Raw genomic sequence first — 24,517 nt, forward strand, 5'->3', positions numbered from 1 at the left:
GCCCCGCATTGCGGGGCCTTTTTCGTATCGAGATCCTGACTTCGGCATCTTCCGGACGGAACGGCGCGCTGGACTACCCAGCCGCCGTCGCGTTGCCTCAGCCGCCGTGGCGCGAACCACGCCACGCGTAGAACGCAATGAAGACGTAGCACAGCATGGGCAGCAGGAAGGACAGCTGCAGCCCGTGGTGGTCGGCCAGCCAGCCCATCGCAAGGGGAATGACCGCCCCACCGACAATCGCCATCACCAGCAGGCTCGACGCCTGCCCGGTCAGCGTACCCAGCCGTGCGATCGCCAGTGCGAAGATGGTCGGGAACATGATCGAGTTGAACAGGCCGATGCTGACCACGCTCCACTTGGCCAGGTTGCCGCTGCCCAGCATCGTCACCGTGAGCAGGGCCATCACGATCAACGCGAACACACCCAGCATGCGGCGCGGGTCCAGACGGGTCAGCAACGCCGCACCGAGCAGTCGGCCGACCAGCGCACCGCCCCAGTACAGCGACACGTAGCGCGTGGCTTCCTGTTCGGTCAGGCCCTCGCCGATGCCCGGCATCGAGAGGAAGTTGACCAGCACGCTGCCGATCGAAACTTCGGCGCCCACGTAGAAGAAGATCGCCAGCACGCCGTAGCGCAGGTGGCGGTGGCGCAGCGCATCGCGCAGCCGGCCGCGACCGCTGGCCGCGGTGTCCTCCACGCCCGGGATCGTCGGCAGGCGGAACATCCAGATCGCCACGGCCAGCACGAACAGTGCGACCGCCAGACCGAAGTACGGCAGCTGCACCGACTGCGCTTCGGCGGCCCGATAGGCCAGTGCCTCGGCCTGCGGCAGCAAGGCCAGCTCATCAGCGGTGCGCGGCGCAGCCGAGAGGATCAGCAGCCCGCCGAACAGCGGCGCGATGGTGGTGCCCAGCGCATTCATCGACTGCGCAAGCGTCAGCCGACTGGAACTGGTCTGTTCCGGCCCGAGCAGCGCGACGTAGGGATTGGCGGCCACCTGCAGCACCGTGATGCCGGTGGCCAACACGAACAGCGCACCGAGGAACAGACCGTACACATGCGCCTGCGCGGCCGGCCAGAACAGCAGCGCGCCGATGCCGGCAATGGCCAGCCCGGCGACGATGCCGCGCTTGTAGCCCACCGCCGCGACCAGGCGCCCGGCGGGCAGCGACATCAGGAAGTACGCACCGAAGAAGGTGAACTGGACCAGCATCGCCTGCACCCAGGTCAGCGCGAACGCCGCCTTGAGATGCGGAATCAGGATGTCATTGAGGCACGTGAGGAAGCCCCACATGAAGAAAATGGCGGTGACCACGGCCAGTGCAACGCGATTGCTTTGCACATGTTGTCCGCGGACGGCAGCGGGAGTATCCATCGCGTGTCCTTCCAGATAGGGAGTGCCGGTCAATTGGCAGCCAGACATGGAACCCGCTTGCGCCTCGATTGTCCAGCACTGTCGGCAGCACACACGGCAGCGCTCCGGGCACGACACGCACCGGCTGCCGCCAGCGCCGCGGGATGCAGCGTGCTGCTCCGCGGACGCACCGCGGACGCACCGCTTCACCCACGCGGCAGCGTAATCCGCAATAATCGCCGCCGAAAGTGTTGTTGACCGCCCGGGGGCGGGGTCGTCGGCGGACGGGCGCGGGATGCGCACCGGTTCCAGGCGATGTCGTGCGCTCCTGACTGCTTCGCCGTTGCCGTTCCACCCGCCTGTCCGGTTGGCGCTGCACCCTGCTGCCCGTGAACCGCATGCGCCCGTTGTCTGCCCGTCTCACTCTCGGCACGTTGATCCTTGCCCTGGCCCTGCTCAGCGCGATCATCGCCCTGGCCAACACCCTGCATGCCAGCTACCGCGTGCAGCGCGAGCAGTTGATCGGCAACACGCTGGAGGCCAACCGCGTGTACGCCAGCAAGCTTGCCGAGTCGACCCAGAACTTCGTGCTGTCGGCCCAGCAGCAGGTGGCCTACAGCGCCACCCTGCTCGGCCAGCGCCGTCACGATCGCGAGGCGCTGGAAGCCGAGGCCGCGCGCCTGCAGCTGCAGACCAACAGCTTCAACTCGGTGCTGATCGTGGATGCCGGCGGCACCGTGCTGGCCACCTCGCCGCAGAGCCTGGCGCTGCAGGGCGTGCTGCTCAAGAGCAGCGGCAACCGCGATGCCCTCGATCGCCGCGTGCCCTTCATCAGCGACCCCTACGAGTCGGCGACAGGCCGGCTGCTGGTCGCGATCTCGCACCCGATCTTCTCGGCACAGGGCGAGTACCAGGGCTACGTCAGCGGGACGATCTACCTGCGCCAGCGCAGCATCCTGCAGTCCCTGCTGGGCAAACACTATTACCGCGATGGCTCCTACCTGTACGTGGTCGATCGCCACGGTCGCATCCTGTACCACATCGAACAGGACCGGGTCGGCCAGTTCGCGCTGGAGAACCCGGCCGTCCAGGCGGTCACCCAGGGGCATTCCGGCGCGCAGCAGGTACGCAACAGCCACGGCGTATTGATGCTGGCCGGCTATGCACCGGTGCCGAGCGTGGGGTGGGGCGTGGTCGCCCAGCGCCCGACCACCGCCACGCTGGCCGCGCTGTCCAAACTGATGTCCTCGGTGATCTGGAACGCGATCCCGCTGGGCATTCTGTCGCTGTTGATCACCTGGTGGTTCGCACGGCGCATCTCGCGGCCGCTGTGGCAGCTGGCGCGCAACGTGCAGAACCGCGACACCGGCATCGCCATCCGCCATGTCACCGGCATCCGCGCCTGGTACTACGAGGTGGCCCAGCTCAGGACCGCACTGCTCTACAGCTTCAACCTCCTGCAGGACCGCATCGGCAAGCTCAACCGCGCCAGCATGACCGACCCGCTCACCGGCCTGCAGAACCGGCGTGGCCTGCAGCAGGGGCTGGAAGACTGGCAGGCGCGCGGGCAACCGTTCGGGATCATCGCGCTGGACATCGACCGCTTCAAGACCATCAACGACCGCTTCGGCCACGCCGTCGGCGATGCGGTGATCCTGCGCATCGCGCAGCTGATGCGCGATGACGCGCGCGATACCGACCTGCTCTGCCGCAACGGGGGCGAAGAATTCCTGGTCCTGCTGCCGGGTGTCGACGCGACCAACGCCGCCCAGGTGGCCGAGCGCCTGCGCGTGCAGGTCGCCGCCGAAGTGTTCGAGCAGGTCGGCACGGTGACCGTGTCGCTGGGCGTGGCCCACTACCCGACCTATCACGCCGATCCGCAGCAGGCACTGCGGCTGGCCGACAAGGCGCTGTACATGGCCAAGGAACAGGGCCGCAACCGCACGGTGGTGTATCCGCAGCCCGAGCGTCCCGGGATCGGTCAGGATGGCGCGCGTTGAACACGCCCCTGAGTGAATCGATGCAGGGTCAGCAGCCTCACCAGAGGCTGCCTTCGTTACGCGAGCCTCAGCCCTGATCCAGCACGGTCTTCAACTGCGGACCGGTCTTTTCACCCGCCAGGTAGACGCCATCATCGAAGGCATCCGGCGCGACGGACTGCGTCCCGGGCGCCAGCCAGGGCGCGGTGTTGCGCGGGCCAGGAAGATACGGCTCCCACCGTGTCGTACTGCGATCTGCCGGCGGTGCGAAGCGCACCGCGACGCGCACCACCCACGTGTCGCGGGCGGCCCGTGGGCCCTGCGTCGGCACCCGGAACTGCCAGTCGCGCGCGGCCTGTGCGGCACTGTCGGCAAACGCGGCACGAGTTGATGCGATCTCACGCGGCGATACCAGCACGCGCAGATTGACCTGCTCGGCCAGCACGTTGCGCACCTTGCCATCGCGTCCCACCTGGATCAGCAGGAACACATCCGCAGCGGCTTCGCGGCCCACCCGGCGCACAGGGAAGGTCGGGACCGATCCCCGCTCGCGGGCCACGATGGTCGGATCGTTTTCGTTGTACTCGACAAAGCTGGCGTGGCGGATCTCCACACGCGAACTGCCATCCTCCAGCGTCTTGCCGATCAGGCGCAGCGTCATCGGCGTGGTGACGGCGACGGACTGGCCGTCGCGTACGGTGGGCTCGAACTCCCACCGGGCGACCGCATCTTTCACAAAGGTGACGACGCCTGCCGGAATCGCGCTTTCCCGATCCAGGCGCACCGCAACGACGCGGCCGTCCGCACCGATATCGAGGCTGCCCTTGATCCGCATGCTCGACTCCACCTGACCCTGCAGCGCGCGCATGCTCGGTGACGCACGAAGGTCCTGTGGTGCCACCCCTACGCTGGCTGCTGCCACGCCAAGCGCCAGTACCCACTGCCATGCCGCTTTCATCAATCCGACTCCTTGTCCTGATGGGCGGTCAGACTAGCAAACTCCTCAGCTCGGTTTCGAGACACCTGCGCATGCTGTCCTGCCTGTTGAAGGCCGCGGGTGATGCACCACGGACGGAGGGATCAGCCGCCAATCGGCGTCAGCAGCTTCGGCGCCTTGCTGGCGGCGTCCGCCATGAACACGCCGCCGGCGGGCAGCAGGTCGGCATTGGCATCGGCGCTCAGTACCTTGTCGCTGCGCCACGGGGCCTGCTGGTGCGGGCCGGGAATGTAGGCATCCCAGCGGCCGTAGCGCTCCACCTCATCGCTGAACGAGAATCGCACCGGCACCCGGATGGTCCAGCTCGCCTCGTCCTTCTGATCTCCGGTAGAGGGCGCCTTGAAGGTCCACTTACGTGCGGCGCCCATCGACACGCGGGCCAGCTTGTCGCGCATTTTCCGCATGTTCGCCTCGTTGGCGATCACACGAAGATTGACCTGCTCGGTGGCCACATCCAGTACCTTCCCGTCGCGCCCGACCTGTATCAGCAGCAGTACATCGCCACGGCCGCGCGCATTGAAGACATCCTCGGGATACACCGGCGGCGACATCCTCACCTTGGTGACGTTGTCGGTCGAGGTTTCGTCGTACGTCTCGAAGTTCGCTGCCAGCAGCGTGACCAGGCCGGTGCCATCGGGGTTGTTCTTCGCACCCAGGCGGATGGTGGCCGGCGTACGTGCCTTGACCGCCTGGCCATCCACCAGCACCGGAGCGAAACGCCACGTCTTCACAGCACCTTCGACGAACGTGACGATGGTCTCGTCGACCTGCGCGCGCTTGTCCAGGCGGAACGCCTCGACCTGGCCTTCGGTACCGATATCGATCTCACCGGTCAGCACCATGCTCGCTTCAGCCTGCTCGCGCACCTCGCGCTTCGTCTGCGCGGCCACATCGAACATCGTCGACGCCCCCACGCTCCCCAGTACAAGCATCAACGCAACGCTTCGGAATGAACGCATCTCACCTTCTCCTTGTGGATGCATGCAAGCCTACCCCGGGTTTCCTGGAGAGGCCAATCAGGCAAGCCTATTACTTGCTGCATAGGGAGGCGTATCCGGATATTGACCGGCCGCGAACCCCGCCTGCAGCCGCTGCCACCATGCCGGATCGAACAGGTGGGCGAAATGCTCGCGCACCGCCGCCAGCTCGGCCGCCGGCAGGCCCATGAACATCCAGAAGCGCTCCGGAAACACATCGCGCGGACCGATCTGGAACCACGGCTCATCGGCCAGCGCTTCCTCTTCGTTGCGCGGGGTCGGCCAGGATCGGAAGATGCACTCGGTGACCAGGCACAGCTCATCGTAGTCGTAGAACACTGCGCGCCCGTGTCGCGAGACGCCGAAGTTCTTCGGCAACATATCGCCGGGAAAGATGTTGTTGCGCGCCATGTCGGTGATCGCCTGCGCATAGTCCAGTGCGGCCACGCGTCGCGACTCCACGGTCTGCTCGCGCAGATACAGATTGAGCGGGCGGAACCGTCGCTGCACGTAGCACAGCGCGATCACCAGTTCGTCGCCGTCCTCATGCACGCTGCTGGCGCACTGGGTCAGCAGCTCGTCGCGCAGCGCCGCGGAGAAGCGCGCCCGCGGGAAGCGCAGGTGCCGATAGGGCTGCGCGTCAAGCAGTCGGCCAACGCGGTCCAGGTTGAACACCAACGCATACTTCTCCTCGACCTGGTGCCGGGTCATGGTTTTCGGCCAGGCGAAACGGTCCCGGATCAGCTTGAACACCAGTGGATAGCTGGGCAGGGTGAACACCGCCATGACCATGCCCGGCGTGCCATCGGCATGCACCAACTGTTCCCCCGGCTGCTCCTGGAAGTGACGGAAAAAGGTGCGATAGCGTTCGGTCTTGCCCTGCTTGGCACGCCCGAGCACCGTGTAGATCTCATCCACCGGCTTGCCCGGCAGCAGGCTGCGCAGGAATACCACCGCGTCGCCGACGGTCGCCAGATCCGCCTGGAAATAGCTGCGCGAGACGCCGAACAGATGGGCGACATCGCGGCGCCGGGTCAGCACCGCATCCACGCGAATGCCGCGTTCGTCATGCACCAGCGCGATCACGCAGGGCGAGAAGCGATGCTCGCCGAACACGCGCCCGACCAGATAGGCGCGGCGTTCACGGTAGAACACGGTGTCGAGCAGTTCGATGCTGCGCACCGGGTAGTCGCCCCAGTGCGCCAGATCATCCTGAAGCCGCACCGCGATCGCGGCAGCGCAGCGCAGCTGGTGCGCATAGGGCACATGGAAGCGATAGTCACCGAGGACGCGCATGAACGCGTCGGCCGGGCGGGTCGGTGAGAGGGTATAGCTGTGTCGCGCGACGGGATGCGTGATGGCGTCGGACGGCTCCACATCCATCGCCATGAACTCGATCGCCCCGTCCACGCCGCGGGTCGCGAACAGCCGGCGTGCCAGTGTGTTGTAGAAGGTCTTGTACAGCTCGGCGTCGATCAATCCGGCCAGCAGTGCGGCATACGCCGCGCGAACCTGCAGCCACAGCGCGCGCTCGCCCACACGCTCACCGACTGCGCGGCGCAGGGCATCGACGGTCTCGGCGATGCACTGGTCATACAGCGCGATGCGCTCCACGGCATCCTGCCGCGCACCCACCCAGTCGCGCTGCTCGAAGCGCTGTCGCGCACGCCGGCTGATCGCCGCGAAGCGCGCATGGTAGTCCTCGAAGCCATCGCGGATCAGCCGCGCGAGCGCGTCCGGCGTCGCGCTCATGCGGCGCACCCGGTGGGGCATGGAGAGATCTGGCAGGAACAGCGACCGTGCACGCAACCACTTCCAGAGGACCTGCCGCCACCATACGGCAGCGACTGGTGCTTGCCCAGCGGGCGTTCGCCGCGCCGTTCCGGGGTAAAGTCGCAACGTCGGGGTGTGGGCAGGGAGAGCAATGAAGACGAGTCGCCGAGGGAAGGCGTTGGGCGGAGCGCTCCTGGTGGCCGCCGGGTTGCTGGCGGTGCATTCGGTCACCGGAGAACGACCACCGACCTTGCAGGCAGTGACGGGGCCGTCATCGACGGCCGTGGCGCCCACGGGGGCAGCGGTGGCTCCGGCCTCCCAGGCGCTGGAACCTGAGCCGCTTGCAGCCCGCTTCGAGGACGCTACGCGCCAGGAATTCGAACGCGTCAGCGCGGCGGCAGAGCGTGGCGATGTCCGTGCGCAGCGTCGGTTGGCCGAGCTCTACGAGAAATGCTTTTTGGTCAACGTCCGGCGTACCTCCTATCTTGAAGGCATCGAAAGCATGGCCACGCTGCATTCGGACCCGGACGCCGGTCAGCAGATGCGCCTGATCGGCCAGCGTGTCTTCGCGCAATGTGGCGGCGTGGATGGTGGCCAGTTCATTCCACTTGAGGCCATGCTGCTATGGCGGGAGCAGGCTGCGCGCGGGGGAGATCTTGCGTCGCAGCTGTGGTTGCGTCAGCGGCAGAGCGTGACGGCGCCACTCACGGCAGAAGAGTACGCAGGATTGGCAGCTCAGGTCACTGCCTCCGGTGACGCGACGGCCATGGCCTACCTGGGTGCCCTCGCTGAAACGGCAGCCGGACAGGCAACGCCTTACGTGGATCCGCAGATCAGCGGGCTCGCCTGGCAGATAGCTGCCTGCCAACAAGGTCGAGCATGCGCGGCCGGCAGCGAATTGATGGATGTGCTGTGCCTCAACATTGGCGCCTGCACGGAGACTGATGCAACCGTCGTCCTGCGGTTGGAGGCTGCAGACCGACAGGCGGCACTGGACGCGGAGATCGCTCGCATCCTCTCCCACGTTGGCAAGACGCGCCAACGCAGCAGGTGAGGCAGGCGTACCGGCCTTGCCACCGCCCATAGAAAAACCCGCGCCGGAGCGCGGGTTCTTCATCGATCACCGCAGGTGCGGTACCGCTGCCTTACAGCGCAGACAGCGCGCTGTTGAAGGTGCTGCTCGGACGCATCGCGGCGCTGGCCTTGGCCACGTCCGGGCGGTAGTAGCCGCCGATGTCCACCGCCTTGCCCTGCACCGCCGCCAGCTCACCGACGATGGCCTGCTCGTTGTCGGCCAGTGCCTTCGCAAGCGGAGCAAAGCGGGCCTTCAGCGCGGCATCGTCATCCTGCGCGGCCAGGGCCTGGGCCCAGTACAGCGCGATGTAGAAGTGGCTGCCGCGGTTGTCGATGCCGCCCAGCTTGCGCGACGGCGACTTGTCGTTGTCCAGGAACTGGCCGTTGGCCTGGTCCAGGGTCTTGGCCAGCACGGTGGCACCGGCGTTGTCGTAGCGGTTGCCCAGGTGCTCCAGCGACGCGGCCAGGGCCAGGAACTCACCCAGCGAATCCCAGCGCAGGTAATCCTCTTCGACGAACTGCTGCACGTGCTTGGGTGCCGAACCACCGGCACCGGTCTCGAACAGGCCACCACCGGCCATCAGCGGCACGATGGAGAGCATCTTGGCGCTGGTGCCCAGCTCCATGATCGGGAACAGATCGGTCAGGTAATCGCGCAGCACGTTGCCGGTGACCGAGATGGTGTCCTCACCCTTGCGGATGCGGTCCAACGAGAAGGCGGTCGCTTCCACCGGCGCCAGGATACGGATGTCCAGGCCGCTGGTGTCGTGGTCCTTCAGGTAGGTCTCGACCTTGGCGATCACCTGCGCATCGTGCGCGCGGGCAGCGTCCAGCCAGAACACCGCCGGGGTGCCGCTCAGGCGGGCACGGTTGACGGCCAGCTTCACCCAGTCCTGGATCGGGGCGTCCTTGGTCTGACACATGCGCCAGATGTCGCCGGTCTGCACGGCGTGCTCGAAGATCACCTTGCCGGCGTCGTCGGTGACGCGCACGGTGCCGTCGGCCGGAATCTGGAAGGTCTTGTCGTGCGAACCGTATTCCTCGGCCTTCTGCGCCATCAGGCCGACGTTGGGCACCGAGCCCATGGTCGCCGGGTCGAAGGCACCGTGGGTGCGGCAGTCGTCGATCACGGCCTGGTACACACCGGCGTAGCAACGGTCCGGAATGACGGCCTTGGTGTCCTGCAGCTTGCCGTCGGCATTCCACATGCCACCGGAGTCGCGGATCATCGCCGGCATCGAGGCGTCGACGATCACGTCGCTGGGCACGTGCAGGTTGGTGATGCCCTTGTCCGAATTGACCATGGCCAGGCCCGGGCGCTTGCCGTACTCGGCAGCCAGGTCGGCCTTGATCGCTTCCTGGGTGGCCTCGGGCAGCTGCGGCAGGCGCGCGAACAGATCGCCGATGCCGTTGTTCGGATCGAAACCGGCCTGCTTGAGCACGTCGGCGTGCTTGGCCAGCACATCCTTGTAGAACTCTTCGACGACCACGCCGAACATGATCGGGTCCGAGACCTTCATCATGGTGGCCTTCAGGTGCAGCGAGAACAGCACGCCCTTGGCCTTGGCATCGGCGATCTGCGCCTGCACGAACGAGGCCAGCGCAGTGCGGCTCATCACCGCGGCGTCGACGATCTCACCGGCCTTGACCGCGGTCTTTTCCTTGAGCACGACGCTGCTGCCGTCGACCTTGAACAGCTCGATCTTCAGGCTGCCGGCGTTGGCCAGCGTCGCCGACTTTTCGCTGCCGTAGAAGTCACCGCCGTCCATGTGCGAGACATGCGACTTGCAGTCCTTGGACCACTTGCCCATGCGATGCGGATGCTTGCGGGCGTAGTTCTTGACCGACAGCGGCGCGCGGCGGTCGGAGTTGCCTTCGCGCAGCACCGGGTTCACCGCGCTGCCCTTGACCTTGTCGTAGCGCGCCTTGATGTCGCGCGAGACGTCGTCGGTCGGCACGTCCGGGTAGTTCGGCAGCGCGAAGCCCTGGTCCTGCAGTTCCTTGATCGCGGCCTTCAGCTGCGGCACCGAGGCGCTGATGTTGGGCAGCTTGATGATGTTCGCGTCCGGGGTGGTCGCCAGCTGGCCCAGTTCGGCCAGGTGGTCGGCTTCCTTCTGGTCGTCCTTCAGGTAATCCGGGAACAGGGCCAGGATGCGGCCGGACAGCGAGATGTCGCGGGTTTCCACGGCGATGCCGGCGGTGGCGGTGTAGGCCTCGACGATCGGCAGCAGCGACTGCGTGGCCAGGAACGGGGCTTCATCGGTGAGCGTGTAGAGAATCTTGGGCGTGTTCGACATGGGGGATCAGGGCTCTCTTGCAGATCTCGTGAATGATGGCCGACGGCAATGCCGGGCCGCGTGCAACCGTGTCGCGTGCAGGGCCTCGCAGAGCGTGGCCCGCACTTTCCCCGGGGACCGCGCCAACCGACGGCGCGCACGGCGGGAAACCCCCGCATTGTCGCGTTTTCAGCCCCCCGGAGCAAAGCCGTCCCATACGCAAACGTACTGGAACGCTGTGGTCTGGCAGACGCCCATAAAAAAGACGCAGCCTCGCGGCTGCGTCCATCGTGAGCCTGTTGCCGGGAGAGAGTCGGCGCCTGGGCTTACTTGACCTCGAACTCCTGCGGCGATCCAGCCGCCTTACCATCCACCATGACTTCCGCGCGGTACTTGCCCGCCGGCCAGCCATTGGCATTCTTGAAGGCGATGTTGGTGGTCTCGGCACCGGTGGTGTTCACCACCTGGTTCTGCTCACCGGCAACCTGGCCGTTCTGGAAGGTCAGCTTGGCCGCCACGTTGGCGTTGTTGGCGCTGCCATCGGTGCGGATCGACACGATGATGTCGTCCTTCGGCGCGAACAACGCGGCCGAGGTGACGGTCTTGTCCGCCGCAGCGGTCTTGCCGACGGTGACCGCGGAGACCATCACACCGGTTGCAGCGGTCATCGGCTGCGGGGCGGCTTCGGTCATCGGGGCTGGGGCGGCAGGCGTGGTCGCTGCCGGCTGCGCGTTGTTGTCGGCGGTGTCTTCTTTCTTCTTGCAGCCGGCCAGGGCTACGGTGGCCAGAAGCGCGGCGAGAACGGCAGTACTGATGGACGACTTCTTCATGGAGGTTGCTCCCTGTGGAATGGTGGGCAGTGCGGCAAATCAGGCTTTGGGCGGCAGTTTCAGGGTCTGGCCCGGTTGGATCTTGTCCGGGTCGTCCAGCACGTCGCGGTTGGCCTCGAAGATGCGCTTCCACGCATTGCCATCGCCCAGTTCCTGCTTGGCGATCTTCGAGAGCGAATCGCCCTTCTGCACCGTGTAGGTGCCTCCGACCTTCTCCGCGGTGGTATCCACCGAGGCGGTCACGCCCGAGAAATCAACCTGATCGACTTTCTGCGCGGTGGTATCGACGCTGGCGCTGACACCGGAAAAGTCGACTTTCTTATCGGTACTCATCCATACACTCCCGTCTTGATTGACGACATGGGAGGCACGGTGTCACAGCCCTTGTTAATGGGGCATGGCGTGGATGTGAAGACGCGCGGAACCTGACAGACGGGGCGCCGCCGTCAGGTAGAGCCACGCCATGCGTGGCTGACGGGCCGATCGACCTCGCTGCCACGGGCAGCCACGCATGGCGTGGCTCTACCGTGCACTTGATGCCTGCTTGATCGCATCGACCAACGGTCGATGCCTACTGGCGCAGGTCGCGGACGGTGCGGGCCGGGGCGGCGATGCCCGGGCTGGCCCGCCACGGGTTGATGTCCAGGCCACCGCGGCGGGTGTAGCGCGCTTCCACTTCCAGCCACTGCGGCTGGCAGCGCTGGGTGATCTCGCTGAAGATCCGCTCCACGCACTGCTCGTGGAATTCGGCGTGTTCGCGGTAGCTGATCAGGTACTTGAGCAGGCCATCGCGGTCGATCTTCGGGCCGCGGTAGCGCACGCTGACGCTGGCCCAGTCCGGCTGGCCGGTGACCGGGCAGTTGGACTTCAGCAGGGCCGAGCTCAACGTCTCGGTCACCACCTCATCCGCGTCGGCGAACAGGAATTCCGGTGCGGGCGGGCCGTAGCGCTCGATGGCGACATCGCGTTCGTCCAGCGATTCGCCCTCGGCGTCTTCCACCAGCGGCGGCACGCCGAACACCACCGTCACCACCGCGCCGGCACAGGCCGACAGGTCGCGGGTGATGCACAGCCGTGCGGCAGCGTCATCGTCGAAACGCGTGCTGTTGAGGGAGTTGAGGTAGAGCTTGAACGACTTGGATTCGATCAGGTTCGGCGAGGTGCACGGCACGCTGACCGTGGCGACCGCCACGCGCGGCTTGCCGCGACCGTCCAGCCAGCTCAGCTCATAGGCCTGCCATCGGTCGTGGCCGACGAACGGCAGCGCCGCCTCGTCCAGGCCGATCTCCTCGCGGGCGCCACGGCGCGGGATGGGAAAGAGCAGGCCGGGATCGTACTGCGACGGGTAAGCCACCTCGCGACCGAGGCTGGAGTCCTGGGGGGTATTCATGCCGCCATTTTACGCCGGTAGGCGCGCGGCGTCCGGCGGCGAAAACGACAGGCCACGGCGACCAGGTGATGGCATCCCCAGTCGGCGGGAGCACCGGAACCCTCCCGCCCGTGCCGGGTTTCGCCCCGGCCAACGGCCGGGACCTACCGTCTACCAGCCGTCCGCTGACTTCAGCCTGCGCCAGGCGCCGCAGCCGGCGTCCCATTGAGGTAATCCAGGCTCACCTGCAGCAGCGCGCGCAGGCCCACGTCCAGCGCCTTCTCATCGAGCAGGAACTTCGGCGAATGATTGGCCGGCGCGGTGGCGGGATCGATCCCTTCGCTGGTGGAGCCCACGAAGAAGAACATGCCGGGCACCTGCTGGGCGTACAGCGAGAAGTCCTCCGCGCCCATCTGCAGCGGCGGCTCGTAGACGTTGCCCTCGCCCACCACGGCCTGCAGGCTCGGCAGCATCCGCGCGGTCAGTGCCGGGTCGTTGACCGTGGCCGGGTTGCCCTCGGACTCGTAGATCTCGGTTTCCGCCTTGGCGCCATGGGCAGCGGCGGTGTGTTCGGCCACGTTGCGCAGGTCGGCGAAGATCTGCTGGCGCATGCCCTCGTCGAAGGTGCGGATGGTGCCGACCATCTCCACTTCATCGGGGATGATGTTGTAGCGGATGCCGCCCTTGATCGCGCCGAAGGTCACCACGGCCGGCTGCTTGGACAGGTTGGCGCGGCGGCTGACGATGGTCTGCGCGGTGCCGACCAGGTCGGCCGTGGCCACGATCGGGTCCACCCCGTTCCACGGCGCCGAGCCATGGGTCTGGCGGCCGATCACCTTGATCCCGAAACGATCCGACGCCGCCATCAGCGGGCCGCCGCGCACCGCGATCTGGCCCGCCGGCACGCTGGAGAACACATGCAGGCCGAACACCGCCTCCGGCTTGAAGTCCTTGAACAGCCCTTCCTTGAGCATCAACGCCGCACCGCCCTCTTCCGGCGGCGGCGCGCCCTCTTCGGCGGGCTGGAAGATCAGCATCACTTCGCCCGGCAGGTTCGCGCGCATCTTCACCAGCGCATCGGCCACGCCCAGCAGGGTGGCGGTGTGGGCGTCGTGGCCGCAGGCATGCATCACCCCGACGGTCTCGCCGCGATAGGTGCTGGTGGCCTTGGAGGCGAACGGCAGGCCGGTCTGCTCGGTCACCGGCAGCGCGTCCATGTCCGCGCGCAGGGCGATCCGCGGACCGGGCTTGCCGCCCTTGATGATCGCCACCACGCCGTGGTGGGCGATGCCGGTCTGCGGCTTCAGGCCCATCGCGCGCAGGCGCTCGGCGACCTTGGCCGAGGTGCGTTCTTCGCGGTTGGACAGCTCCGGGTGCTGGTGGAAGTCGCGGCGCCAGTCGATCACCTGGGCCTTCAGGCGGGTCGCGGCGGCGGCCACTTCCGGGCGTTCGGCAGGGGCGGCGGCGGCCAGGCCGGGGGCGGCCAGCAGCAGGGCGGACATCAACAGCGACAGACGGGGCATTGAGGGTCTCCACGGGTCAGGACGGCGGTCGAACCTGAATGTAGGGCATCGGCGCCGATCACGCTGTAACTTTCTGCCCCGGCAGACGTTCATGGAGGGAACCTCACCCGTCACATCCGGTCTGATCGCCCGTCCCATCCGTCATGCATGAAAGCCCACGGGCGACGGGTATGCTTTGCGCCTAGCCAACCGGGGCCCCCGCCCTCCGCCAGCCCCCTCAGGAGTTATTGAATGTCGCGTTTCTGGAAGATCGTGCTGCTGGTGGTCGCAGTGCTGGTGGTTGCCGTTGTCGGCGTGCGCCTGATGGGTGGCAAGAAGGGGGACGCGGCGGGTCCGGCAGCCGAAGGGCGCCAGGGCGGTGACCCGGCCAATGCAGGCCCGGTGCCGGTCACGGTGATCGATGCGGTCCGCCAGGACGTACCGGTCTATGCCAGCGCGCTGGGCACGGTCGCGGCGATGAACACCGTCACGGTGAGCCCGCAGGTAGGCGGCCAGCTGATCAGCCTGAACTTCAAGGAAGGCCAGGAAGTGAAGAAGGGCGACCTGCTCGCGCAGATCGATCCGCGCACCCTGCAGGCCAGCTACGACGAAGCCGCGGCGGCCAAGCGCCAGAACCAGGCCCAGCTCGCCACCGCGCGCTCCAACTACCAGCGCTCCAATTCGGCCGAGTACCGCCAGTACGTGGCCAAGACCGACCTCGACACCCAGCGCAACCAGGTCGCCCAGTTCGAGAGTGCCGTGGCCGCCAACGAGGCCAGCATGCGCGCCGCCCAGGTGCAGCTGCAGTACACCCGCGTCACCGCGCCGATCTCCGGCATCGCCGGTATCCGCGCGGTCGATGCCGGCAACATCGTCAGCGCCGGCACCGCGCTGGTGACCCTGACCCAGATCCATCCGATCCACGTGGTGTTCAACCTGCCCGAGCGCCAGCTGCCGGCCGTGCGCCAGGCCCAGGCCGCCGGCGCGGTGGATATCGCCGCGCTCGACCGCAACGATGCGCACGTGCTCACCGATGGCGGCAAGCTCGACGTGGTCGACAACCAGATCAGCAGCGACAGCGGCACCTTCCGCGCGCGCGCCCTGTTCGACAACGAAGACAATTCGCTGTGGCCGGGCCAGTTCGTCAACGTCCGCATGCAGCTGCGCACCATCGCCGGCGGCGTGGTGATCCCGACCCAGGCCGTGATGCGCGGCCCGGATGGCGAGTATGTCTATATCGTCAAGCCGGACAGCACCGTGGCCATGCAGACGGTCAAGAGCGGCGTGGAAGTCGGCGACAGCCAGGTGCAGATCACCGAGGGCCTGAAGGGCGGCGAGCGGGTCGTGAGCGAAGGCCAGTTCCGGCTCAAGCCGGGCGCCAAGGTCACCGCGCTCAAGCCGGGCGAAACCCCGGCCGCGCCGACCGAAGCCGAGCTCAAGGCCGCCCAGCAGCAGGGTGGCGGTGGACGCCGCGGCGGCGGTCCGCGCTGATCGCGCCCGCCCCACGTTACTGACGCCGGCGCACCTGCCGGCGTTCGCCTGATCCACCGCAGCACGACGCACCAGCAAGGACCCGCCCGTGGGCTTTTCGACGATTTTCATCCGCCGCCCGATCGCCACTTCGCTGCTGATGGCGGGCCTGCTGCTGCTTGGCATCCTCGGCTACCGCCAGCTGCCGGTGTCGGCGCTGCCCGAGATCGATGCGCCGAGCCTGGTGGTGACCACCCAGTACCCCGGCGCCAACGCGGTCACCATGGCCTCGCTGGTGACCACGCCGCTGGAGCGCCAGTTCGGGCAGATTTCCGGGCTGGAGATCATGACCTCCGATTCGTCGGCGGGGCTGTCCACGATCATCCTGCAGTTCTCGATGGACCGCGACATCGACATCGCCGCGCAGGACGTGCAGGCCGCGATCCGCCAGGCCACCCTGCCCTCCTCGCTGCCCTACCAGCCGGTCTACAACCGGGTGAACCCGGCCGACGCGGCGATCGTCACCCTCAAGCTCACCTCTGACACCCGCCCGCTGCGCGACGTCAACAACTACGCCGACTCCATCCTCGCCCAGCGCCTGTCGCAGGTGCAGGGCGTGGGCCTGGTCTCCATCGCCGGCAACGTGCGCCCGGCCGTGCGCATCCAGGTCAATCCGGCGCAGCTGTCCAACATGGGCCTGACCCTGGAAGACCTGCGCAGCGCGCTGACCCAGGCCAACGTCAACGCGCCCAAGGGCTCGCTCAACGGCAAGACCCAGTCCTACTCGATCGGCACCAACGACCAGCTGACCAGCGCCGCCGAGTACCGCGACACCATCATCAGCTACAAGAACAGCCGCCCGGTACGCCTGTCCGACGTGGCCAACGTGGTCGACGGCGTGGAGAACGACCAGCTGGCCGCATGGGCCGATGGCAAGCCGGCGGTGCTGTTGGAAGTGCGCCGCCAGCCCGGCGCCAACATCGTGCAGACCGTCGAGCGCATCCGTGCGCTGCTGCCGCAGCTGCAGAACGTGCTGCCGGCCGACGTGCACCTGGAGATCTTCAACGACCGTACCGAGACCATCCGTGCCTCGGTGCATGAGGTGCAGTTCACCCTGATCCTCACCATCGGCCTGGTGGTCGCGGTGATCTTCGTGTTCCTGCGCCGCCTGTGGGCGACCATCATTCCCTCGGTGGCGGTGCCGCTGTCGCTGGCCGGCACCTTCGGCGTGATGGCATTCGCCGGCATGTCGCTGGACAACCTCTCGCTGATGGCGCTGGTGGTGGCCACCGGCTTCGTGGTCGACGATGCGATCGTGATGATCGAGAACATCGTGCGTTACATCGAACAGGGCAAGAGCGGACCCGAAGCGGCCGAGATCGGTGCGCAGCAGATCGGCTTCACCGTGCTCTCGCTGACCATCTCGCTGGTGGCGGTGTTCCTGCCGCTGCTGCTGATGCCCGGTGTCACCGGCCGGTTGTTCCACGAATTCGCCTGGGTGTTGAGCATCGCGGTGACGCTGTCGATGCTGATCTCGCTGACGCTCACCCCGATGATGTGCGCCTACCTGCTCAAGCCCGATGCGCTGCCCGAAGGCGAAGACGCGCACGAGCGGGCGGCCGCGTCCGGCAAGACCACCGTGTGGTCGCGCACCGTCGGCGTGTACGAACGCAGCCTGGACTGGGTGCTCGAGCATCAGCCGCTGACCCTGGCCGTCGCCGCCGGCGCACTGGTGCTGACCGTGGTGCTCTACATCGTGATCCCCAAGGGCCTGCTGCCCGAGCAGGACACCGGCCTGATCACCGGCGTGGTCCAGGCCGACCAGAACATCGCCTTCCCGCAGATGGAGCAGCGCACCAAGGCCGTGGCCGAAGCGCTGCGCGGCGACCCGGCGGTGACCGGCGTGTCGGCCTTCATCGGCGCCGGCACCATGAACCCCACGCTCAACCAGGGTCAGCTGTCGATCGTGCTCAAGGAGCGCGGCGACCGCGATGGGCTCGATGAGATCCTGCCGCGCCTGCAGAAGGCCGTGGCCGGCATCCCCGGCGTGGCGCTGTACCTCAAGCCGGTGCAGGACGTCACCCTGGATACTCGCGTGGCCGCCACCGAGTACCAGTATTCGCTGTCGGACGTGGACAGCGCCCAGGTCGCGCTGCAGGCCACGCGGATGACCGAGGCGCTGCGCCAGCGTCCGGAGCTGGCCGACGTGGACAACAACCTGTCCAACCAGGGCCGCGCGCTCGAGCTGACCATCGACCGCGACAAGGCCAGCGTGCTCGGCGTGCCGATGCAGACCATCGACGACACGCTGTACGACGCCTTCGGCCAACGCCAGATCTCGACCATCTTCACCGAGCTCAACCAGTACCGCGTGGTGCTGGAAGTGGCGCCGGAATTCCGCACCAGCACCGCGCTGATGAACCAGCTGGCGGTCGCCTCCAATGGCGCCGGCGCACTGACCGGCAGCAATGCGACCAACTTCGGCCAGGTGACCTCGTCCAACTCGTCCACCGCCACCGGTATCGGTGCGCAGAACACCGGCATCCCGGTCGGCGCCGGCAACATCATCCCGCTGGCCGCGCTGGCCGAAGGCCGGGTCACCAGCACGCCGCTGGTGGTCAGCCACCAGCAGCAGCTGCCGGCGGTCACGGTGTCGTTCAACATCGCGCCCGGCTACTCGCTGTCCGATGCGGTGAAGGCGATCGAAGAGACCAAGGCCAGCCTGGACATGCCGTCGCAGGTGCACGCGCAGTTCATCGGCAAGGCCGCCGAGTTCACCGGCAGCCAGACCGACGTGGTGTGGCTGCTACTCGCCTCGCTGGTGCTGATCTACATCGTGCTGGGCGTGCTGTATGAGAGCTACATCCACCCCTTCACCATCATCTCCACCCTGCCCCCGGCCGGTGTCGGCGCGCTGCTGGCGCTGATGGTGTGCGGGCTGCCGCTGTCGGTGGACGGCATCGTCGGCATCGTGCTGCTGATCGGCATCGTCAAGAAGAACGGCATCATGATGGTCGACTTCGCGATCGAGGCACGCCGCACCGGGGCCAACGCGCATGAAGCGATCCGTCGTGCCTGCCTGCTGCGCTTCCGCCCGATCATGATGACCACCGCTGCCGCCATGCTCGGCGCGCTGCCGCTGGCGCTGGGCACCGGCATCGGCTCGGAACTGCGTCGTCCGCTCGGCATCGCCATCGTCGGCGGCCTGCTGCTGTCGCAGCTGGTCACGCTGTACACCACGCCGGTGATCTACCTGTACATGGAACGCTTCTCCGAGCGCCTGCGCCAGCGGCGCGAACAGCGCGCGCTGCGCCACGGCCATGGTCCGGTGCGGGAGCCGCAGGCGTGATGATGAGCACCGCAGACCGCTGCGGAGGCGTTCGATGAACATCTCCGGCCCGTTCATCCGCCGCCCGATCGGCACCGCCCTGCTGGCCATCGGCCTGTTCGTGGTGGGTGTGATCTGCTACCTGCAGCTGGGCGTGTCGGCGCTGCCGAACATCCAGATCCCGGTGATCTTCGTGCATGCCAACCAGGCCGGCGCGGATGCCACGACGATGGCCTCCACGGTGACCGCGCCGCTGGAGCGCCACCTCGGCCAGCTGCCGGGCATCGACCGCATGCGCTCGTCCAGCTCGGAAGGCAGCTCGCTGGTCTTCATGATCTTCCAGAGCGACCGTGACATCGATTCGGCCGCGCTGGACGTGCAGACCGCGATCAACTCGGCGCAGTCCGACCTGCCCGCCGGGCTGGGCACGCCGATGTTCCAGAAGGCGAACCCGAACGACGACCCGGTCATCGCGATCGCCCTGACCTCGGAAACGCAGTCGGCCGACGACCTCTACAACGTGGCCGATTCGCTGCTGGCCCAGCGCATCCGCCAGATCACCGGCGTGTCCTCGGTGGATATCGCCGGCGCCTCCACGCCGGCCGTGCGCGTGGACGTCAACCTGCGCCTGATGAACGCGCTCGGCCTGACCGCCGATGACCTGCGCAACGCCGTGCGCGCCGCCAACGTGACCTCGCCCACCGGCTTCCTCACCGATGGCAACACCACCACCGCGATCATCGCCAACGACTCCGTCGCGCGCGCGGCCGATTTCGCCCAGCTGGTGATCAAGACCGCCGACGATGGCCGCGTGATCCGCCTGCAGGACATCGCCAACGTCTACGACGGGCAGCAGGACGCCTACCAGGCCGCATGGTTCAACCACAAACCGGCGGTGGTGATGTACGTGTTCACCCGCGCCGGCGCCAACATCGTGGAAACCGTGGACCGGGTGAAGGCGCAGATCCCGACCCTGCGCGACTACCTGCAGCCGGGCACCACGCTGACCCCCTATTTCGACCGTACCCCGACCATCCGCTCGTCGCTGCATGAAGTGCAGATCACCCTGCTGATCGCGCTGGCGATGGTGGTGCTGACCATGGCGCTGTTCCTGCGCCGGCTCGCCCCGACCCTGATCGCCGCGGTGACGGTGCCGCTGTCGCTGGCCGGCGCGGCGCTGGTGATGTACGTGCTGGGCTTCACCCTGAACAACCTGAGCCTGCTGGCGCTGGTGATCGCGATCGGCTTCGTGGTCGATGATGCGATCGTGGTGATCGAGAACATCATGCGCCACCTCGACGAGGGCATGACGCGCATGCAGGCCGCCCTCACCGGCGCGCGCGAGATCGGCTTCACCATCGTCTCGATCACCGCCTCGCTGGTGGCGGTGTTCATCCCGCTGCTGTTCGCCAAGGGCATGATGGGCGCGTTCTTCCGGGAGTTCACCGTCACCCTGGTCGCGGCCATCGTGGTCTCGATGGTCATCTCGCTGACCCTGACGCCCGCACTGTGCAGCCGCTTCCTGAGCGCGCATGCCGATGCCGGCGCACCGAGCCGCTTCGGCCGCCTGCTCGATGCCGGCCACGACCGCATGCTGCGCATCTACGTGAAGCTGCTGGACTTCTCGCTGCGCCATGCGCTGCTGCTGTCGCTGACCCCGCTGCTGCTGATCGGTGCGACGGTGTTCCTGTTCGGTGCGGTCAAGAAGGGCGCGTTCCCGGCCCAGGACACCGGCCTGATCTGGGGCCGCGCGAATTCCAGCGCGACCGTCTCCTTCGAAGACATGGTCAACCGCCAGCGCCGCATCACCGACATGCTGATGGCCGACCCGGCGGTGAAGACCGTGGGCGTGCGCCTGGGCAGTGGCCGCCAGGGATCCAGCGCGCAGTTCAACGTCGAACTGAAGTCGCGCAAGGACGGCCGCCGCGAGACCACGGCGGAGGCCTTGGCCCGCCTGAGCGCGAAGGCCGACCGCTACCCGGACCTGCAGCTGCGGCTGCGTGCGATCCAGGACCTGCCCAGCAATGATGGCGGTGGCGCCAGCCAGGGCGCGCAGTACCGCGTCTCGCTGCAGGGCAACGACCTGGCCCAGCTGCAGGAGTGGCTGCCCAAGCTGCAGGCCGCGCTGAAGAAGAACCCGAAGCTGGCCGACGTCGGCACCGACGTGGACGCTGCCGGCCTGCGCCAGAACATCGTGATCGACCGCGCCAAGGCCGCACGCCTGGGTGTGTCGGTCGGTGCGATCGACGGCGCGCTGTACGGTGCCTTCGGCCAGCGCCAGATCTCCACGATCTACTCGGACATCAACCAGTACAGCGTGGTGGTCAACGCCCTGCCCGAACAGACCGCGACACCGGGGGCGCTCGACCAGATCTACGTGCGCGCCGGCAATGGCGAGATGGTGCCGATCACGGCCGTGGCCGAGCAGGTGCCGGGGCTGGCCCCGTCGCAGATCACCCACGAAAACCAGTACACCACGATGGAGCTGAGCTACAACCTCGCCCCCGGCACCAGCATGGGCGAGGCCAAGGCCATCATCGACAGCACGGTCAACGGCATGCGCATGCCCGGTGACATCCGCCTGGCCGAGGACGCGGGCTTCGGTTTCGATTCGGACCCGATGGCGATGCTGATCCTGGTGATGGCGGCGATCATCACCGTCTACCTGGTGCTGGGCATGCTCTACGAGAGCCTGATCCATCCGGTCACCATCCTCTCCACGCTGCCGGCGGCGGGCGTGGGCGCGCTGCTGGCGCTGTACGGCACCAACACCGAGCTGTCGGTGATCTCGATGATCGCGCTGGTGCTGCTGATCGGCATCGTCAAGAAGAACGCGATCATGATGATCGACTTCGCGGTGGTGGCGCAGCGCGAGCACGGCAAGACCCCGCTGGAAGCGGCACGCGAAGCGAGCATCGTGCGGTTCCGCCCGATCATGATGACCAGCATGGTGGCGATCCTGGCGGCGGTGCCGCTGGCGATCGGCCTCGGCGAAGGCTCCGAGCTGCGCCGCCCGCTGGGCATCGCGATGATCGGTGGCCTGCTGTTCTCGCAGAGCCTGACCCTGCTCAGCACCCCGGCGCTGTACGTGATCTTCTCGTGCCTGCGCGAGCGCTGGGTGGCCCGTCGGGCGCGGCGCCGCGAGAAGCGGGCCCTGAAGCGCAGCGCCATCGCCCGGTAGGTACCGACCGTTGGTCGGTACACCAGGTCGTTACCCCTCGGTTTGACGCCACGTAACAAAACGACAACAATTCTCATCCAGCCACGGTCCTGCATCGCCCTCTGCGATGCCCCCGCTGCCGGTTCCCGGCCAGCCTGCGCGATCCAGCCATCGACCCTCCCCCGCCCTCTGTAGATCGCGGACGGCGTTGTGCTGTCCGCCAAGGAACCCATCGATGCTGTCGTCCTCCCTGCCCCGCCTGGCCACGTTGGCCGTTGCGCTGTCGCTCGCCTGCGCCGCCCATGCCCAGTCCGCGCCCGACGGCGGCGCCCGGGCGCGCTCCGCCACCGACCTGGATGCCATCAAGGTCACCGCCGAACGCACCCACACCGACACCGGCGCCCTGGGTGACCGCGCCGTGCGCGACACCCCGTTCGCGATCTCGGTGGTGGGCCGGGAAGACATCGAGAAGCGTCAGGTGGTCTCGCTCGGCGAGGCCTTCCTGACCGACCCCTCGGTGGTCACCCAGGTCAGCGCCTATGCCAGCGGCTGGAGCTCGCCGATCCGCAACCGCGGCATCGACCTGAGCTACGACAGCTACCGCGTCAACGGCCTGCAGGTGTCCTCGTGGGGCACCGAGTGGCCACTGGAAGTCATGGAGCAGGTGGAACTGCTGAAGGGTCCCGGCGGTTTCATGTACGGCTTCGGCCAGCCCGGCGGCATCGTCAACTACGTCACCAAAAAGCCCACCGAGGTCACCACGCTGTCGGCGCAGCTGGGCTGGCGCGAGGCCGGCATCGTCAGCGGCCAGGTCGATGTGGGCGGGCGCTTCGGCAACGAGGACATGTTCGGCTACCGCTTCAATGCCTACCAGGAGAAGGGCGAGACCTTCAACGGTGGCGACGTGGACCGCAAGGTTGGTGCGCTGTCGCTGGACGCGCGCCTGAGCGACCGCCTCACCTGGACCTTCGATGGCGTGTTCCAGTCGCGCGATCTCGGCAACGAATCCCCGCAGTACTACTTCATCGGGCTGACCGGCCTGCCGCGTCCGCTTGCGGGCGACATCGACAACAGCATCGACGGCAGCTACTACGACACCCGCTCCAGCCTGCTCTCCACCGCCCTGGACTGGCAGATCAACAGCGACTGGAAAGCCAGCCTGAGCTATGGCGTGACCACCTCCTGGAACGACGTCAACAAGATCTTCGCCTACGTCGATGACGTCAACGGCGATTACGACGTCAACACTTACGAGCTCGGCGGCAAGAGCGAGTGGAAACTGGCCCAGGCCCTCGTGCAGGGCCGCTTCCAGACCGGCCCGCTGTCGCACCAGGTCGTTGCCGGCGTCTCCCACCAGACCGGGCTGGGTTGGGACCGCCCGTACGAATGGAACACCCTCGGCCGCGGCAACATCTACCAGCGCCCGACCCTGCGCCACGACGCGGTGGGCTCCCGCGTGCTGACGCGCGGCAGCGAGACCGTGCAGCAGGCGGTGTTCGTCAGCGACACCGTCAGCTTCGCCGATGGCTGGTCGCTGCTGGCCGGTGCGCGCTACAACGACTTCGAGAACAAGGGCGCGTACCACACCTATCCGGTCACCCCGACCTACGCCCTGATGTACAAGCCGGCCGATGCGGTGACGCTGTATGCCAGCTACGTCGAATCGCTGGAAGCCGGCAGCCGCGTGGGCAGCGACTACATCAACGCCGGTGACGTGCTCGACCCGACCATCAGCAAGCAGTATGAGATCGGCGCCAAGATCGAGTACCCGCGCTGGAGCGCGAATGCGGCCGCCTTCCGATTGGAGCGTGGCGCGAACATCGATCTGATCACCTCCGCCGGCAAGCGGCTGGTGCAGGACGGCATCACCCTGTACGAAGGCGTGGAAGCCAGCGCCGACGTGCGCCTGACCGATGCGTTCACCCTCGGCGGCGGCGTCACCTGGCTGGACCCGACCTACGACAAGCTCTCCCCGGGCAGCGCGGCCCAGGAAGGCAACCGTACCGCCGGCGCCGCCCGCTGGCAGGGCGTGCTGCATGCCGATTACAGCGTCCCGCAGGTCGAGGGGCTGAGCGTGTATGCACTGGCCCGCTACTACGGCGACGTCTACTACGACGCCGACAACACCCTCAAGCTGCCCGACTACACGCTGGTCAACGCCGGCGTGGGCTACCGCATGCAGGCCGCGGGCCACCCCGTCACCTGGCGCGCCGGCGTGGAAAACCTCGCCAACCGAAAGTACTGGTCCAATGCAGGCGTGGGCCTGCCAAGGACCTTCGCGGTAAGCGTGCGCTTCGACATGTAACCGGAAAACCCACAGGTAGTGCCGGCCGCTGGCCGGCTCCCGACCATGCCGGGCTCCCAACCATGCCGGGCTGCCAACCATGCAGGACAGCCGGCCAGCGGCCGGCACTACCCTCGGCGGTGA

The 24,517-nt window shown here is 67.3% G+C and carries 15 protein-coding genes; 6 read left to right on the plus strand and 9 right to left on the minus strand.

Annotation, left to right across the window (positions count from 1 at the left end):
* Positions 1 to 97: 97 nt before the first annotated feature.
* Positions 98 to 1,375: a sugar MFS transporter gene (locus ABE434_RS03565; RefSeq protein ID WP_346477849.1), complete on the minus strand. Its 1,278-nt coding sequence runs from the start codon at positions 1,373 to 1,375 to the stop codon at positions 98 to 100.
* Positions 1,376 to 1,752: 377 nt separating this feature from the next.
* On the opposite strand from ABE434_RS03565, the gene ABE434_RS03570 reads away from it, so the two are divergent.
* The gene (locus ABE434_RS03570) at positions 1,753 to 3,354 is read left to right on the plus strand and encodes a sensor domain-containing diguanylate cyclase (RefSeq protein ID WP_346477850.1); all 1,602 of its coding nucleotides are present in this window, start codon (positions 1,753 to 1,755) and stop codon (positions 3,352 to 3,354) included.
* A gap of 67 nt (positions 3,355 to 3,421) precedes the next feature.
* Here the strand turns inward: ABE434_RS03570 and ABE434_RS03575 are convergent, their stop codons facing one another.
* From ABE434_RS03575 to aceK, 3 genes are all read right to left on the minus strand, one after another.
* Positions 3,422 to 4,291, minus strand: a complete 870-nt coding sequence (locus ABE434_RS03575) for a protein tonB (protein WP_346477851.1) — start codon at positions 4,289 to 4,291, stop codon at positions 3,422 to 3,424.
* 122 nt (positions 4,292 to 4,413) lie between these two features.
* Entirely contained in the window at positions 4,414 to 5,289 is an 876-nt protein-coding gene (locus tag ABE434_RS03580) for an energy transducer TonB (RefSeq protein ID WP_346477852.1), read from the minus strand.
* Between the two features lie 57 nt (positions 5,290 to 5,346).
* Entirely contained in the window at positions 5,347 to 7,059 is a 1,713-nt protein-coding gene (gene aceK, locus ABE434_RS03585) for a bifunctional isocitrate dehydrogenase kinase/phosphatase (RefSeq protein ID WP_346477853.1), read from the minus strand.
* Positions 7,060 to 7,231: 172 nt separating this feature from the next.
* Between aceK and ABE434_RS03590 the strand changes: the two genes are divergently transcribed.
* A complete protein-coding gene (locus ABE434_RS03590) occupies positions 7,232 to 8,134 on the plus strand; it encodes a hypothetical protein (RefSeq protein ID WP_346477854.1) in 903 nt (300 codons plus the stop codon).
* A 91-nt stretch (positions 8,135 to 8,225) separates the two neighbouring features.
* Here the strand turns inward: ABE434_RS03590 and ABE434_RS03595 are convergent, their stop codons facing one another.
* The 5 genes from ABE434_RS03595 to ABE434_RS03615 form a co-directional block, all read right to left on the minus strand.
* Positions 8,226 to 10,451 carry an NADP-dependent isocitrate dehydrogenase gene (locus tag ABE434_RS03595; RefSeq protein WP_346477855.1) on the minus strand — a complete coding sequence of 742 codons (2,226 nt, stop codon included), beginning with the start codon at positions 10,449 to 10,451 and terminating at the stop codon, positions 8,226 to 8,228.
* A 305-nt stretch (positions 10,452 to 10,756) separates the two neighbouring features.
* Positions 10,757 to 11,260 carry a hypothetical protein gene (locus ABE434_RS03600; protein WP_346477856.1) on the minus strand — a complete coding sequence of 168 codons (504 nt, stop codon included), beginning with the start codon at positions 11,258 to 11,260 and terminating at the stop codon, positions 10,757 to 10,759.
* 39 nt (positions 11,261 to 11,299) lie between these two features.
* Complete coding sequence (locus tag ABE434_RS03605; protein WP_346477857.1) at positions 11,300 to 11,593, minus strand: LysM peptidoglycan-binding domain-containing protein; 294 nt, start codon at positions 11,591 to 11,593, stop codon at positions 11,300 to 11,302.
* Between the two features lie 238 nt (positions 11,594 to 11,831).
* Positions 11,832 to 12,650 carry an NADPH-dependent 7-cyano-7-deazaguanine reductase QueF gene (queF, locus tag ABE434_RS03610; RefSeq protein ID WP_179459870.1) on the minus strand — a complete coding sequence of 273 codons (819 nt, stop codon included), beginning with the start codon at positions 12,648 to 12,650 and terminating at the stop codon, positions 11,832 to 11,834.
* A gap of 170 nt (positions 12,651 to 12,820) precedes the next feature.
* Positions 12,821 to 14,152, minus strand: a complete 1,332-nt coding sequence (locus ABE434_RS03615; protein WP_176987984.1) for a M20 family metallopeptidase — start codon at positions 14,150 to 14,152, stop codon at positions 12,821 to 12,823.
* Between the two features lie 231 nt (positions 14,153 to 14,383).
* On the opposite strand from ABE434_RS03615, the gene ABE434_RS03620 reads away from it, so the two are divergent.
* The 4 genes from ABE434_RS03620 (at position 14,384) to ABE434_RS03635 (ending at position 24,394) form a co-directional block, all read left to right on the plus strand.
* Positions 14,384 to 15,622, plus strand: a complete 1,239-nt coding sequence (locus ABE434_RS03620) for an efflux RND transporter periplasmic adaptor subunit (RefSeq protein WP_346477858.1) — start codon at positions 14,384 to 14,386, stop codon at positions 15,620 to 15,622.
* Positions 15,623 to 15,710: 88 nt separating this feature from the next.
* Positions 15,711 to 18,950, plus strand: coding sequence for an efflux RND transporter permease subunit (locus ABE434_RS03625; RefSeq protein ID WP_346477859.1), 3,240 nt, complete (start codon positions 15,711 to 15,713; stop codon positions 18,948 to 18,950).
* 34 nt (positions 18,951 to 18,984) lie between these two features.
* Positions 18,985 to 22,110 carry an efflux RND transporter permease subunit gene (locus ABE434_RS03630; protein WP_346477860.1) on the plus strand — a complete coding sequence of 1,042 codons (3,126 nt, stop codon included), beginning with the start codon at positions 18,985 to 18,987 and terminating at the stop codon, positions 22,108 to 22,110.
* A 214-nt stretch (positions 22,111 to 22,324) separates the two neighbouring features.
* Positions 22,325 to 24,394 (plus strand): TonB-dependent receptor, encoded by a 2,070-nt coding sequence (locus ABE434_RS03635; protein WP_346477861.1) that lies wholly within the window; start codon positions 22,325 to 22,327, stop codon positions 24,392 to 24,394.
* Positions 24,395 to 24,517: the final 123 nt, after the last annotated feature.

Origin of the sequence: Stenotrophomonas sp. TWI1183 (assembly GCF_039673115.1) — a bacterium.
Lineage (GTDB): Bacteria > Pseudomonadota > Gammaproteobacteria > Xanthomonadales > Xanthomonadaceae > Stenotrophomonas > Stenotrophomonas maltophilia_AA.

Bases quoted from the DNA above. Each gene is read 5' to 3' on its own strand.
- queF (WP_179459870.1), bottom strand. From the start codon at position 12,650: ATGAATACCCCCCAGGACTCCAGCCTCGGTCGCGAGGTGGCTTACCCG.
- ABE434_RS03600 (WP_346477856.1), bottom strand. From the start codon at position 11,260: ATGAAGAAGTCGTCCATCAGTACTGCCGTTCTCGCCGCGCTTCTGGCC.
- ABE434_RS03615 (WP_176987984.1), bottom strand. From the start codon at position 14,152: ATGCCCCGTCTGTCGCTGTTGATGTCCGCCCTGCTGCTGGCCGCCCCC.
- ABE434_RS03630 (WP_346477860.1), top strand. From the start codon at position 18,985: ATGAACATCTCCGGCCCGTTCATCCGCCGCCCGATCGGCACCGCCCTG.
- ABE434_RS03595 (WP_346477855.1), bottom strand. From the start codon at position 10,451: ATGTCGAACACGCCCAAGATTCTCTACACGCTCACCGATGAAGCCCCG.
- ABE434_RS03570 (WP_346477850.1), top strand. From the start codon at position 1,753: ATGCGCCCGTTGTCTGCCCGTCTCACTCTCGGCACGTTGATCCTTGCC.
- ABE434_RS03580 (WP_346477852.1), bottom strand. From the start codon at position 5,289: ATGCGTTCATTCCGAAGCGTTGCGTTGATGCTTGTACTGGGGAGCGTG.
- ABE434_RS03565 (WP_346477849.1), bottom strand. From the start codon at position 1,375: ATGGATACTCCCGCTGCCGTCCGCGGACAACATGTGCAAAGCAATCGC.
- ABE434_RS03635 (WP_346477861.1), top strand. From the start codon at position 22,325: ATGCTGTCGTCCTCCCTGCCCCGCCTGGCCACGTTGGCCGTTGCGCTG.
- aceK (WP_346477853.1), bottom strand. From the start codon at position 7,059: ATGAGCGCGACGCCGGACGCGCTCGCGCGGCTGATCCGCGATGGCTTC.
- ABE434_RS03575 (WP_346477851.1), bottom strand. From the start codon at position 4,291: ATGAAAGCGGCATGGCAGTGGGTACTGGCGCTTGGCGTGGCAGCAGCC.
- ABE434_RS03605 (WP_346477857.1), bottom strand. From the start codon at position 11,593: ATGAGTACCGATAAGAAAGTCGACTTTTCCGGTGTCAGCGCCAGCGTC.
- ABE434_RS03620 (WP_346477858.1), top strand. From the start codon at position 14,384: ATGTCGCGTTTCTGGAAGATCGTGCTGCTGGTGGTCGCAGTGCTGGTG.
- ABE434_RS03590 (WP_346477854.1), top strand. From the start codon at position 7,232: ATGAAGACGAGTCGCCGAGGGAAGGCGTTGGGCGGAGCGCTCCTGGTG.